The following is a 13,118-nucleotide window of genomic DNA, read 5'->3' as shown; positions in this document are numbered from 1 at the left end:
CCGGCACGTATTGTCGGCATCCTCGGCCTATGATGGACACGCGACACGGCGCGTGCGCACGCGTTTCTTTCAGCCGCGAAAGGTTGGGCATCCTGATGCACGAGCCGCTTGAACTCGCGCGTTTAAGCCGTATTTAAGTGAACCGGTGGTGTAATATCCGCCGGCTCACGCGGGCCGGAACCGTAGCGGAACCGTAGCGGGACCAGCTCGCAGCGGGCATTGCCGCGGTCACGCGGCGCCTTTCAACCACGGAGGATTTCATGTCGCTTTTCGACTCTATTTCGCGCACGATCAAAGGCCTGCTGAACGATGCGGCCGATTCGGTACAGGATCCGTCGCGCGACGCACGGCAGATCGTGCGGGAGCTCGACGACAGCATCGGCCGTGCCGAGAATTCGCTGATCGAGATCGAGGCACAGGTCGCCACCCAGCGCAGCAAGCGCGATGCGGCCGACGACAAGGTGAAGAAGTACGAGGACGGCGCGAAGCGTGCGCTGCAGGCCGGCGACGAAGCGCTCGCCCGCGAGGCGCTCGCCGCACAGTCCAACGCGGAAGCCGAGCGCGATGCGCTCGCGGCCGAACTGGCGACGCTCGAGCCGTCGGTCGACAAGCTGAAGGGGCAGATCGCCGACATGCGCCAGCGCCGCAACGACCTCAACGCGCGCTCGAACATCCTGCAGGCCAAGCAGGAAATCGCGCAGGCGAAGGACGTGGCCGCCAGCGCGCTGGGCGGCATCGGCGGCAAGAACCTGTCCGAGGATTTCCAGAAGCTCGAGGACAAGGTCGCGCTGCAGAACGCCCGCTCGGACGCGCGCCTCAATTCCGCCGACACGTCGAGCGGCAAGGCGCTCGAGGACAAGCTCGCCGCGTTGAACAAGGGCCCGTCGGTCGAAGATCGTCTCGCCGCGCTGAAGAAGCAGCTCGATACGCCCGCGCAGTAACCGCCGCCGCGAGCCCCCGCGTCGCGCCCCGGCCCGGGCGCGCGGCGCGAACCGATCGTCAGGAGACGGGCGCGTCGCGCCCGGTTCGACCATGAAGAAATCTCTCGCCGCACTCGGCCTCTCGCTGATGTTGCTGTCGTCCGCCGCGTTTGCGGTCCCGTCGCTGCAGCAGGTCGAGCAATCGATCGCGCAGCGCAACTGGCAGCAAGCCGACACGCAGTTGTCGCAAGTCATCGACGCCCATCCGAACAACGCGCACGCGCGCTACCTGTATGCGCAGGTGCTGGACCGGGAAGGCCGCGCGTCCGACGCGCTCGCGCAACTGCAGCGCGCGAAATCGCTCGATCCGCAACTGAAGTTCACCGACGCGTCGCGCTTCGCGCAGACGGAGTCGCGCATTCGCGCCGATGCCGCGCGCGTGAGCGGCAACGCGCCGTCGGCCGCGCAGGCGGGCACCCTGCAGCCGGGGCTCGCTCCCGCCGTCGCGCCGGCCGAAAAACACGGCCCGTCGACCGGCATGTGGATCGGCCTCGGGCTGATCGTCGCCGTGATCGCGCTGGTGCTGCGCTGGACGCTGCGACGCGCGCGCACGGCCGACGACGGCCGCGCCGACGACGAACGCCGCACGCAGCTCAAGCGCGCGACCGACGTGCTGAACGACATCCGGCCGCTGAAGCTCGATGCGAAGCTGTCGACGGCGCCCGGCGCCGCGGCGCTGACCGGCGAGCTCGAAGCGATCGAGAACGACGCGCGCACGCTCGTCGAGACGCTCTCGAGCGGCAAGAATCCGGTGCCGCCGTATCGCGTCGATGAACTCGAACAGCGCCACGCCAGCGTGAAGGCGCGCGTCGAAGGCCGTCCCGACCCGGCGGCGCAGCACGCGGCGCCGGCGAACGGCAGCGGCTCCGTGTACGCGCAGGAAGCCGACCGCATGACGGGCGCCCAGGGCCAGCCGTATCAGCAGCAGCCCTATCCGCCGCAACAGCCCTATCCGCAACAGCAGCCGCCCGTCGTGATTCAGCAAGGCGGCGGTTTCGGCGGCGGGATGGGCGGGCTCCTGACCGGCGTGCTGCTCGGCGAAGCGATGTCGGGCGGCCGCGAGCGCGTGGTCGAACGCGACGTGATCGTCGACGGCGAACGCCACCGGCAGGAGGCCGACCCGGGCTTCGACCTCGGCCGCGGCGACGATTCGAGCTGGAGCGACGGCAATGGTGGCGGTGGCGGCATGGACCTCGGCAGCAACGACGACGGCTGGACCGACGACAACACCTGAAGCACCGACGGCCAGGCGTCGACGTCCGTTTCGACGCCCGGCCGCGCACGCCGCGCGCTGCCGCATGGCCGCCCGCTGCCGACGCGCGGATTTGTCAATCATTTCAAGATGGACTACCGGCAATGGGGCACGTTCGCTATCATGCGGCCATCGGCGTGCCACCGACCCTCATTCGACGCAAGGCAATCCTGCGCGTCGCGGCACGCCTCCCCCGCCCCCAAACAGGAGAAAGCCGCTCATGAGCATCATCAAGGAATTCAAGGAGTTCGCCGTCAAGGGCAACGTGATGGATCTCGCCGTCGGCGTGATCATCGGCGGCGCGTTCTCGAAGATCGTCGACTCGGTCGTGAAGGACCTCATCATGCCGGTCATCGGCGTGCTGACCGGCGGCCTGGATTTCTCGAACAAGTTCATTCTGCTCGGCACCATCCCCCCGTCGTTCAAGGGTAATCCCGATTCGTTCAAGGACCTGCAGGCCGCGGGCGTCGCCGCATTCGGCTACGGTTCGTTCATCACCGTGGCGATCAATTTCGTGATCCTCGCGTTCATCATTTTCCTGATGGTGAAATTCATCAACAAGCTGCGCAAGCCGGAAGAAGCCGCGCCGGCCGCGACGCCGGAAGACATCGTGCTGCTGCGCGAGATCCGCGATTCGCTCAAGCAGCGCTGATCGCGCCACGCTTCGCGTGCCAGGCCCGCCCCGTGCGGGCCTTTTTATTGCGCATGCGATGCACCGCCGCATGCGGCCCATCTCACTTTTTTGTGACGGGCGAATGCACGCGCGGGAAAAGCAGGTCTATGATGGAGACTAAACGACAGTACGGGCGCCAAGACGCTGGCTGTGTCGATCATGGCGAGCAGGTCGACGGGAGACATTGATCGTCGTACTGCACGAATGCAGCATTTTCGTGTGCTATAAAGGATCGACATGCGGCGTACATAGCCGGGAGTGGGTCGCATGAAAGTGCCGCATTTCTTGCAATTGTTTTTGAGGCGAGTGTTTATGTCCTTCCCGAAAAAACGTCGGCGTGCGCCGCAGGATGGCCAGGAGTCGTTCCTCGCGGTCTTGCGCCACTCGAAGCCGTTTGCCCAGCTCGACACCAAGATTGCCCGCGCCCGCGCGCAGGACGAGCCCGTCCTCTATGCGCACGTGCTGCCCGGCCTCGACGTGCTCCTGTGCAGCGTGCGCGGCGCGCAGCCGCCCTATCCGGCCATCGCCGAGCTGCGCAAGCGCTGCATCGAATCGATCGCCAACGCGCTCGAGCAACCGCTCGACGGCCTCGAGAACGGTGGTTACTGGTACGAAGCGAACGGCTTCGGCTTCCTCGTGTTCGCCAGTCGCGCGCGTGCGCGCATCCTGCCCGAGTTTGGTGCGGGCACGAAAGCGAGCCTGCGCGGCGGCCTCGGCCGCCAGAACGCCGGCGATACGACACCCCGCTCGCTCGGCTGATCCGCCAGTCATTCGATGGGCCGCCTCCGGGCGGCCCATCTGCCATTCACGCGCCCTGCTTGCCCGTCACGGCGCCTGCCGGCGACCGTTTCCCGGCCGCACAATGTCGATGAACGCGGCGAAATCGGCGCCGGCCAGCCCCTGCGCGGCGCCGAGCCTCAGCACCTGCTGCACGGTGGCCGACACGGGCATCACCGCGCCCGTGTCGCGCGCGGCGTCCGCGATGGCGTCGACATCCTTTTGAAACGTACTCAGCGCGCCGATCGCAGGATGGCCGCCCGACGTCATGCGCGGCACGAAGGTCTGCAGCAGCACCGAATCGGCCCATCCGCCCGCCAGCGCCTCGGCCAGACGCGCGGCGTCGATGCCGCTCGCCTGCGCCAGGCCGACCGCCTCGGCGATCGCGGTGACCGTCGCGGTGACGATCGCCTGGTTGCACAGTTTCGCCGTCTGGCCCGCCCCCGCGTCGCCCATGTGCGTGATGCGCGACGCGTACGTATCGATCAACGGGCGCACCGCATCGAGATCGGCCGCGCGGCCGCCGGCCATCACCGCGAGCGTGCCGGCCTGCGCGCCCGGCACGCCGCCGGACACCGGCGCATCGACCCAGCCGACGCCGAGCGCGGCCGCACGCGCCGCATAGTCGCGCGTGACGGCGGGCGGAATGCTCGAATGATCGACGATGCGCCGCACGCGACGCGCGCTCGCGTCACCGGAAAGCAGCCCGTGCTCGCCGAACACGACGTCGCCGACCGCCCGGCCGTCGAGCACGCACACGAACGCCGTCTCGACGCGTTCGGCCAGCTCGCGCGGCGTGCCGACCACCTGCGCGCCGTCCTTCACCAGCGCCTCGGCCTTCTCGCGCGAGCGGTTCCACACGCTCACGCGATGCCCGGCCGCCAGCAAATGCCGAATCATCGGCGCGCCCATCAATCCCGGTCCGCAAAATCCGACTTCCACGTTCGTCGTCTCCGATATGGGTTGCAGTTGCCGCCCATCATACCTATCACTCAAGAAGCCGGGCACGCACGCGGGACCGTAGCGGGACCGAAGCGGGACCGCGCCTTGCACCGGCAAAACAGATCGATATCCCAGGGAGGCATCATGAGCGACCACGTGTACAAGATGATCGAGCTGACCGGATCGTCGCGGCAATCGAGCGACGACGCGATTCGCAACGCGATCTCGAAAGCCGGCAAGACGCTGCACAACCTGCACTGGTTCCAGGTGACCGAAACGCGCGGCCACATCGAAGGCGATCAGGTCGTGCACTGGCAGGTCACGCTGAAGGTCGGCATGCGCATCGACGACTGACGCACCCGTCGCCACCCGTCGCGCCGCGGTCCGGATCTGCGCAATACGGATCCGCGCGGCGCCGCGCGCCCATCCGTTCAGGCCCCTTGTCGCGGCCCGGCCGGCGGATACCTGCGGGTATCCATCTCTTGACGCTGATTTTCGTTCATATTAAAAACGATATACCCCACCCACTCCTCGATCAGCCCAGCCATATAACCCGGAGATAACATGAGTCAGCAACGCGAGGCGATCGACACGTACCTCTTGCGCGTCTTGCACACCTTGTTGATGGAGCGCAGCGTCACGCGCGCGGCCGTCAAACTGAACCAGTCGCAACCGGCGATCAGCGCCGCGCTGCGGCGCCTGCGCGACATCACCGGCGATCCGCTGCTGGTGCGCGGCAAGTCCGGCATGGTGCCGACCGAATACGGGCTGCGCCTGCTCGAGCCCGTGCAGAACGCACTACGTGAAATCGAGCGCATCAAGTTCCAGCAGCACAACTTCGACCCGGCCACGTCGATCCGCTGCTACCGGATCGGCTGCCCCGACTACCTGAACGTGCTGTTCGTGCCGACCGTCGTCGAACGTTTTCGCCTGGCCGCGCCGAATGCGACGCTCGAGTTCCACTCGCTCGGCCCCGCGTTCGACTACGAGCTCGCGCTGGAAGACGGCAAGCTCGACATCGTCGTCGGCAACTGGCCCGAGCCGCCCGAGCAACTGCACCTGTCGAACCTGTTCGTCGACGAAATCGTCTGCCTGATGAGCAACACGCACCCGTTCGCGAAGCGCGGCGGGCTCACGCTCGACCAGTACCTGAACGCGCCGCATCTCGCGCCGACGCCGTACTCGGTCGGCCAGCGCGGCGCGATCGACGTGCATCTCGCGCGCGAACGGCTCAAGCGCCACGTGGTCGTCACGCTGCCGTACTTCAACCTCGCGCCTTACGTGCTCGTGAAGTCGGACCTGATCTTCACGACCACGCGGCTGTTCGCCGATCATTACGCGAAGTTCCTGCCGCTGTCGGTCGTGCCCGCGCCGCTCGATTTCCCGCCGATGCAGTACTACCAGCTGTGGCACGAGCGCTGCCATTACTCCGACGAAGTGCGCTGGCTGCGCAGCCTCGTCGCCGAAGCGACCCGCACGCTGATCGAGGCGTAAGCGCACAGGGCGCGCCCCGCGCGCGCGCCGGTCACGCCGTTGCGCGTGGCCGCGGCGGGTTGCGCGGCGGGCGGTGGCCGCCACGGCCGCGCAACCGATCCGCAACGTGCTGCGCGACCTCCGCGCCGACGCGTCAGCGCGACACTTCCACGAGCGCGTGCGCAAGCGCGTTGTGACGCTCGATCACGGGCGGCAGATCGAGCGTCGCCAGCCGCCCTTCGCGCACCACCACCTTGCCGTTCACCACCGTGTACGCCGTCTGCGACGGCGCGCAGAACACGAGCGCCGCGACCGGATCGTGCAGCGCGCCCGCGAACAGCGGCTGACGCAGGTCGAACGCGGCGAAATCCGCGGCCATGCCGGGTTTCAGCGCGCCGATGTCGTCGCGGTTGAGCACCTTCGCGCCGCCGAGCGTCGCGATCTCGAGCGCTTCGCGCGCGGTCATCGCGTCGGGCCCGAAGCCGACGCGCTGCAACAGCAGCGCCTGGCGTACCTCGGCGACCATCTGCGCGCCGTCGTTCGACGCGGAACCGTCGACGCCGAGCCCCACCGGCACGCCTGCGAGCCGCATCTTCTTCACCGGCGCGATGCCGGACGCGAGCCGCATGTTCGAGCACGGGCAATGCGCGACACCCGTGCCGGTGCGCGCGAACAGGCCGATGCCCGCATCGTCGAGCTGCACGCAGTGCGCATGCCACACGTCGTGGCCGACCCAGCCGAGGTCTTCCGCGTATTCGGCCGGCGTCATCCCGAACTTCTCGCGGCTGTATGCGATGTCGTTGACGTTCTCCGCGAGGTGCGTGTGCAGCGACACGCCGTATTCGCGCGCGAGCACGGCCGCGTCGCGCATCAACTCGCGGCTCACCGAGAATGGCGAGCACGGCGCGACCACCGCGCGCAGCATCGCGTAGCGCCCTTCGTCGTGATAGGTCTCGATCAGGCGCTGCGTGTCGCGCAGGATATCCGGTTCGCGCTCGACGACCGAATCGGGCGGCAGCCCGCCGTCGCGCTGGCCGACGCTCATCGCGCCGCGGCTCGCGTGAAAGCGCATGCCGATCCGCCGCGCGGCGCCGATGCTGTCGTCGAGCCGGCTGCCGTTCGGATAGATGTACAGATGATCGCTCGACGTCGTGCAGCCCGACTGCAGCAGCTCGGCCATCGCGGTGAGCGTCGACACCTCGATCATCTCGGGCGTCAGGTGCGCCCAGATCCGGTACAGGTTCGTGAGCCAGCCGAACAGTTCGGCGTTCTGCGCGGCCGGCACCGCGCGCGTGAGGCTCTGGTACATGTGGTGATGCGTGTTCACGAGCCCCGGGATCACGAGGTGGCCGCGCAGGTCGAGCACTTCGTCGGCCGTGTCGGGCAGCTCGGCGCTCGGGCCGACCGCGACGATCCGGTTGTCTTCGATGTAGAGCCCCGCGTCGCGCAGCTCGCGGCGCGTGTCGTCCATGGTCACGAGCACGTCGGCGTGCTTGACCAGCAGCGTCGTCGGGCGGGATGAGGTGGGGTTCGGCGCGCGTGCGCCGGCGTGCTGCTCGAGATTCATGCGTTCTCCGCGTCGGTCTGCCTCCCGGGTTGCCCTGGAGGCGGTCACACAGCCGTTCGAACGCTGAATCGCGGCACGCCCCGGTGCCTGCGTCCGTTCGAACGCCCTGGCCCGGTTACCCGGCGTGCTCGCCGTCTTCGGGGTACGCGCGGGCCACGGGCCGACGCGCACGGCGGGAGGATCGCCCAAGCGCGCGCCGCGCACAATGCGCGATCCCGAATACCGTCCTTCAGGGATTCGGTATGGTACGCCGCCCGCCGCCCCGCCGGGCGCCCGGCATCCACGCGCGAAGCCCTGTCGGGCGGGCCGTCGACAGCCGCTCATGCGCGGCGCATTATCTTCGATATCGCGCACGTATTTGCACGGGGAACCTTTTTACAATGCCTGCACGGCGCTCGCTTCACGCTCGCCGACGGGTATGTAGCCACGTGACGTGGAGCCTCGATCCGCCGCACAGTCATGGATCGGGTCGCCGCCGAACCTCGCATTCACACAAGGACACAACGAATGGGAAAGCTCACTACCCACGTACTCGATACGGCGCACGGCCGTCCCGGCGCGGCCATCAAGGTCGACCTCTACGCGCTGGACGGCGAATCGCGCCGCGCGATCAAGACCGTGCTGACCAATAGCGACGGCCGCTGCGACGAACCGCTGCTCGAAGGCGCCGCGCTCGCCGCCGGCGAATACGAACTCGTGTTCCATGCCGGCGACTACTTCGCGTCGCTCGGCGTGAAGGTGCCCGAACCCCGCTTCGTCGACCGCGTCGTGCTGCGCTTCGGCATCGCCGACACCGGCGCGCACTACCACGTGCCGCTGCTCGTGTCGCCGTGGTCGTACAGCACCTATCGCGGCAGCTGACAGACGAATCAGCGCCCGCATCAAGACAAACGATCTGAGTCTGGAGGAGTTTCATGGAAGGCTTCATCACCGACTGGCTGAACCTCGCGCTGCGATGGCTGCACGTCATCGTCGCCATCGCGTGGATCGGCGAGTCGTTCTATTTCGTCGCGCTCGACAACAGCCTGAAACCGCCGACCGACGCGAACCAGCGCAAGCGCGGCGTGTTCGGCGAGCTGTGGCACGTCCACGGCGGCGGTTTCTACAACATGCAGAAGTACACGGTCGCCCCGCCGGAAATGCCGGACGACCTGCACTGGTCGAAGTGGCCGTCGTACACGACGTGGCTGTCGGGCTTCACGCTGTTCTTCGTGCTGTACCTGCTCGCCCCGAACACGTACCTGATCGACAAGAACGTGCTCGACATGGGCCCGGTGGTCGCCGTCGCCTCCGCGCTCGGCTTCCTCGCGGCCGGCTGGATCGTCTACGACTCGCTGTGCCGCATCGTCGGCACCAACGACCGCGTGCTCGGCATCTGCGTGGGCCTGTACGTCGTCATCGCCGCGTACCTCGCATGCCACATCTTCTCGGGCCGGGCCGCCTACCTGATCGTCGGCGCGATGCTCGCGACGATCATGTCGGCGAACGTGTTCTTCGTGATCATCCCGGGCCAGCGCAAGATGGTCGACAAGATGCTCAAGGGCGAGGAACCGAATCCGATCTACGGCAAGCGCGGCAAGCAGCGCTCGGTGCACAACACCTACTTCACGCTGCCGGTCGTGTTCGCGATGCTGTCGAACCACTATGCGATGACGTACACGAACAAGTTCAACTGGGTCGTGCTCGTGCTGATCATGCTGGCCGGCGCGCTGATTCGCCAGTTCTTCGTGATGCGCCACCGCGGCAAGCAGCTGTGGTACCTGCCGATCGGCGGCGTCGCGCTGCTGTCGGGCGCGCTGGTGTGGACGATGCCGAAGCCGGTGGCGCCGGAAGCGCAAGCGGCCAACGCACCGAAGATCGTGATCAACGACATCATGCCGATCCTGCAGCAGCGCTGCGTCGCGTGCCACTCGGCCAAGCCGACGCTGATGGGCAGCGCGCCCGCCGGCGTGATGTTCGACACGCCCGACGAAGTGTCGAAGAACGCGCAGCGCATCTACGACCAGGCCGTGCGCCTGAAGGCGATGCCGATCGGCAACGTCACGCACATGACCGACGACGAGCGAACGAAGCTCGCCGCGTGGTTCGAGGGCGGCGCGGTCAAGTAAGCCGCCCGCCGGGCACCGGAAATCATTCGCCGGCGCCAGCCTCTCGTTCTCGGGCCCGGTGACGGGCCCGTTTTTTTGCCCGCGCGGAGCTGAATGCGCTTCGCGCGTCGGTCGCGCATCGCGTCGTCCGCTTCGCGGAACGTCGAACCGCAACGCTCGACTCACGCGTCGACCGTCTCCGGCAGCCGCGCGATCGCCTTGATCTCGAACTGGAAGCCGTACAGCCAGGTCACGCCGACGGCGGTCAGCGTCGGATGCGGTGCGTCGCCCCAGTATTCGGGCACGATTTCCCAGACGCGCTCGAACGTCGCCTCGGGATCGACGAGGAACACCGTCACGTCGACGACGTCGTCGAACGTGCAGCCGGCCGCCCGCAGCACCCCATTCAGGTTGTCGAACGCGCGGCGGACCTGCGCGCCGAGTTCCGGCTCGGGCGAACCGTCCTCTCGGCTGCCGACCTGCCCGGACACGAACAGGAAGCCGTTCGAGCGCAGCGCCGGCGAGTAACGGTTGCGGTCGTACAGCGCCTGGCGACCCGGCGGGAAAACTACGCTACGCTTTGCCATTCGACACCTCCATCGGTCTTGTCGGGCGACATGCCCTTGCATCAACGATGGAGGCACTTTAAGGACCGTTGCGCGGCGGATAAACCGGCAACCCTGTCCAACACTGTTTGCTCGCCCCAAACAATCTGCGACCGACGCGGAGCCCCGACCCGATGGATCGATTCGACGCAATGCAGGCGTTCGCCCGCGTGGTGGAAGCCGGCAGCTTCACGAAGGCAGCCGACACGCTGCACATGAGCCGCACCACCGTCACGCAACTGGTGCAGCAGCTCGAGGCGCGACTGCGCGTGAAATTGTTCAATCGCACGACCCGCAAGGTCGTCGTCACCGCGGACGGCGCCGCATACTACGAGCGCGTCGTGCGGCTGCTGGCCGACATGGACGATGCCGAAACGAGCCTGTCCGCGGCGTCGGCGTCGCCGCGCGGGCGGCTGCGGGTGGACGTGCCGACCCCGTTCGCGCGCCTGATCCTGATCCCGGCGCTTCCCGCGTTTCATGCGCGCCATCCGGACATCCAGCTCGACATGGGCGTGAGCGACCGCGTGGTCGACGTGATCGGCGAAAACGTCGATTGCGTCGTGCGCGGCGGCGAGCCGACCGACCGCGCGCTGGTCGCACGCCACATCGGCGACCTGCGGCTCGGCGTGTACGCATCGCCCGCCTATCTCGCGCGCGCCGGCACGCCATCGCATCCAGATGAACTCGAGGATACGCATCACCGGGTCGTCGGCTTTCTGTGGGCGCGCACCGGCAAGACGCTGCCGTTCGCGATGGCACGCGACGGCGAGCAGGTCAACGTGCGCGGGCGCTACGTGCTCGCGGTCGACGACGGCAATGCGTACCTCGAAGCCGGCCTCGCGGGGCTCGGCATCCTGTGGCTGCCGGACTACATGGCCGCCGCGCATCGCGCGAGCGGCGAGCTGGTGCCGCTGTTCGAGCAGTGGCAACTCGAACCGATGCCGATGTATGTCGCCTTCCCGCCGAACCGGCACGTCAGCGCGAAGCTGCGCGTATTCGTCGATTGGGTGGCCGAGCTGATGGCGCGGCATGCGCCGGTCGCGAGCCGCCGCCGCAGTCAGGGTGCGCGCGACACGCGCAAGGGCGCGGCGGCCTGATTCGCCTGAAAACGACGCGCATGAAAAAACCCGCGCGAATCGCGCGGGTTTCGATCGACGGACGATCGGCCCGACTCAGGCCGTCAACGCATGCAGCGCGTCGTCGGTGAGCCACAGCGATTCCGGCAGATCCTGCTCGTTCAGGTTCAGGCCGTCGCCGCCACGATCGACGACGATGAAGTCGCTGACGCCGCCGAGCGCGATCAGCGGGTGATGCCACACGCCCTTCGCGTAGTTCACGCCCTGCCAGCCGCTCGTGACGAACGCGCGGATCTTCGCCGGATCGAGATCGCCCGCCGGCGCGACGACGACGAGATACGGCCGGTCGTTCAGCGGCACGAACGCCTGACTGCCGAGCGGGTGCCGCTCCAGCATCTTCACTTCGAACGGCAGCGTGCGCGGCTGGCCGCGAAACAGGTTGACGAGCGGGCGGCCGCCTTCGTCGGCCACGTCGACTTTCGCGAGATCGTGAAAGCGGATCGTCGTGCCGAGGTTGATCGGGATCTGCTTCGCCCCTTCCGTTTCGATCACGTCGCCGAACGGCGCGAAGGTTTCCCTGGTCAGCGGTTCGATGGCAAGCGTCTTCATTTGTCGAGCGTCCCCCACAGGCGCAGGCGCGACACGCCGCCGTCCGGAATGGTGTTCAGCCGCACGTGCGTGACCGGGCCGAGCGACGCGATCTCATGTTCGAAGTAGTGCTGCTTGTCCATCTGCAGCTTCTGCTCGCCGAGCAGCACCGGCCAGAACATCGACTGCGTGATCAGCGAGCTGTCGGTGCCGCCCGACACGTACGCGGCCTGGATCGAGCAGCGGTCCGGGTAGTTGCCCTTGAAGAACGCGGTATCGACTTCGATCTTGCGGATCACGCCCGGCTGCGCGAGCGCGATGATCGCCCAGTCGTTGCCCGGTTCGCGGCGGCGGCGGGTTTCCCAGCCGTCGCCCATGTTCACGCCGCGGCCCGGCAGCAGCAGGTTCGACGCGACGCCGAAGTGCTGGTTGTTCGCGGCCACCACGTAGCCGCCGTTTTCCATCGCCGCGAGATCGAACTGCTCGGTCGCGCTCGCGCCGGCCCAGTCGAGCCGCGGCTGGCCGTACACGCGCAGGCGCGCGATGCCGCCGTCCGGGTAGATGTTCACGCGCAGGTGCGTGAACGCACGCGCGTCGCTCGCTTCGACGTAGTGGTGGCTGTTGCCCTGCAGCGTCGTCGACGGCACGATCTCGACCCAGTCGGTCGCCTGCGTCGGCGCGCCGTCGGCCACGAACGCGGCCTCGATCGACGCGGCCGGCGGAAAGTTGCCGGTGAAGTGGCTCGTGTCGATGTCGAAGCCCTTGATCACGCCCGGCCGCGCGAGCTTGACGATGCACCAGTCGTAGCCGGTCGTACGCTTGCGGCGCGTTTCCCAGCCGTCCATCCACTTGCCGTGATCGTCGTACTTGCCGGGAATGAAGACGGCCGGCTCGGGGTTCAGCATTCGCTCCTTCGGCGCGAAGAAATCGTCGCTGGCCTCGAGCGCCTGCGCACCGAGACGCGGGTCGGCAAGGTTCACGTAGCGCCGCGTGAAATCGGGTGCGTTCGGATCGAGAAGCGGAACAGCCATGATGTTTCCTTGTTTCAGTGAAGCGATCGGGCCGCCGCGACGCGGCGGCCCAGAGTGCGGGGTCAGG

The 13,118-nt window shown here is 67.6% G+C and carries 14 protein-coding genes; 9 read left to right on the top strand and 5 right to left on the bottom strand.

Going from position 1 to position 13,118, the window contains the following annotated elements; all coding sequences use genetic code 11:
* The first annotated feature begins 260 nt into the window (after positions 1-260).
* The 4 genes from KPB06_RS14460 to KPB06_RS14445 all read left to right on the top strand — a co-directional run bounded on the left by KPB06_RS14460 (position 261) and on the right by KPB06_RS14445 (position 3,664).
* On the top strand, positions 261-941 hold the full coding sequence (locus tag KPB06_RS14460; protein WP_059585160.1) for a PspA/IM30 family protein: 681 nt from the start codon (positions 261-263) through the stop codon (positions 939-941).
* Positions 942-1,032: 91 nt separating this feature from the next.
* Entirely contained in the window at positions 1,033-2,214 is a 1,182-nt protein-coding gene (locus KPB06_RS14455) for a tetratricopeptide repeat protein (protein ID WP_275906141.1), read from the top strand.
* 238 nt (positions 2,215-2,452) lie between these two features.
* Positions 2,453-2,884, top strand: coding sequence for a large conductance mechanosensitive channel protein MscL (gene mscL, locus KPB06_RS14450; RefSeq protein ID WP_059585158.1), 432 nt, complete (start codon positions 2,453-2,455; stop codon positions 2,882-2,884).
* Positions 2,885-3,217: 333 nt separating this feature from the next.
* Positions 3,218-3,664, top strand: a complete 447-nt coding sequence (locus KPB06_RS14445; RefSeq protein ID WP_006488003.1) for a hypothetical protein — start codon at positions 3,218-3,220, stop codon at positions 3,662-3,664.
* 66 nt (positions 3,665-3,730) lie between these two features.
* Here KPB06_RS14445 and KPB06_RS14440 read toward each other — a convergent pair whose 3' ends face one another.
* Positions 3,731-4,624 (bottom strand): NAD(P)-dependent oxidoreductase, encoded by an 894-nt coding sequence (locus tag KPB06_RS14440; protein ID WP_104012063.1) that lies wholly within the window; start codon positions 4,622-4,624, stop codon positions 3,731-3,733.
* A gap of 144 nt (positions 4,625-4,768) precedes the next feature.
* On the opposite strand from KPB06_RS14440, the gene KPB06_RS14435 reads away from it, so the two are divergent.
* Positions 4,769-4,978 (top strand): dodecin, encoded by a 210-nt coding sequence (locus KPB06_RS14435; RefSeq protein ID WP_006493215.1) that lies wholly within the window; start codon positions 4,769-4,771, stop codon positions 4,976-4,978.
* 210 nt (positions 4,979-5,188) lie between these two features.
* Entirely contained in the window at positions 5,189-6,118 is a 930-nt protein-coding gene (locus KPB06_RS14430; protein ID WP_006478550.1) for a LysR substrate-binding domain-containing protein, read from the top strand.
* Between the two features lie 133 nt (positions 6,119-6,251).
* Here the strand turns inward: KPB06_RS14430 and KPB06_RS14425 are convergent, their stop codons facing one another.
* Positions 6,252-7,664: an 8-oxoguanine deaminase gene (locus KPB06_RS14425; RefSeq protein ID WP_275906140.1), complete on the bottom strand. Its 1,413-nt coding sequence runs from the start codon at positions 7,662-7,664 to the stop codon at positions 6,252-6,254.
* 507 nt (positions 7,665-8,171) lie between these two features.
* Here KPB06_RS14425 and uraH point away from each other — a divergent pair.
* Both uraH and KPB06_RS14415 read left to right on the top strand, forming a co-directional pair.
* Positions 8,172-8,525, top strand: a complete 354-nt coding sequence (uraH, locus tag KPB06_RS14420) for a hydroxyisourate hydrolase (RefSeq protein WP_060966249.1) — start codon at positions 8,172-8,174, stop codon at positions 8,523-8,525.
* Between the two features lie 53 nt (positions 8,526-8,578).
* Positions 8,579-9,772, top strand: a complete 1,194-nt coding sequence (locus tag KPB06_RS14415; RefSeq protein WP_275906139.1) for a urate hydroxylase PuuD — start codon at positions 8,579-8,581, stop codon at positions 9,770-9,772.
* 161 nt (positions 9,773-9,933) lie between these two features.
* Here KPB06_RS14415 and KPB06_RS14410 read toward each other — a convergent pair whose 3' ends face one another.
* Positions 9,934-10,338, bottom strand: a complete 405-nt coding sequence (locus KPB06_RS14410; protein WP_275906138.1) for a RidA family protein — start codon at positions 10,336-10,338, stop codon at positions 9,934-9,936.
* Between the two features lie 152 nt (positions 10,339-10,490).
* Between KPB06_RS14410 and KPB06_RS14405 the strand changes: the two genes are divergently transcribed.
* Positions 10,491-11,453 carry a LysR family transcriptional regulator gene (locus KPB06_RS14405; protein WP_275906137.1) on the top strand — a complete coding sequence of 321 codons (963 nt, stop codon included), beginning with the start codon at positions 10,491-10,493 and terminating at the stop codon, positions 11,451-11,453.
* Between the two features lie 75 nt (positions 11,454-11,528).
* Here the strand turns inward: KPB06_RS14405 and KPB06_RS14400 are convergent, their stop codons facing one another.
* Complete coding sequence (locus KPB06_RS14400; RefSeq protein ID WP_275906136.1) at positions 11,529-12,041, bottom strand: ureidoglycolate lyase; 513 nt, start codon at positions 12,039-12,041, stop codon at positions 11,529-11,531.
* The gene (gene alc, locus KPB06_RS14395; RefSeq protein ID WP_275906135.1) at positions 12,038-13,051 is read right to left on the bottom strand and encodes an allantoicase; all 1,014 of its coding nucleotides are present in this window, start codon (positions 13,049-13,051) and stop codon (positions 12,038-12,040) included. Before alc ends, KPB06_RS14400 begins: the two co-directional genes overlap by 4 nt.
* Between the last annotated feature and the right edge of the window lie 67 nt (positions 13,052-13,118).

The sequence above is a fragment of the Burkholderia semiarida genome (genome assembly GCF_029268935.1).
Classification (GTDB): Bacteria; Pseudomonadota; Gammaproteobacteria; order Burkholderiales; family Burkholderiaceae; genus Burkholderia; species Burkholderia semiarida.
Note: the sequence above shows the minus strand (reverse complement) of the source record. Positions and strands in the feature narration are given on the sequence as shown.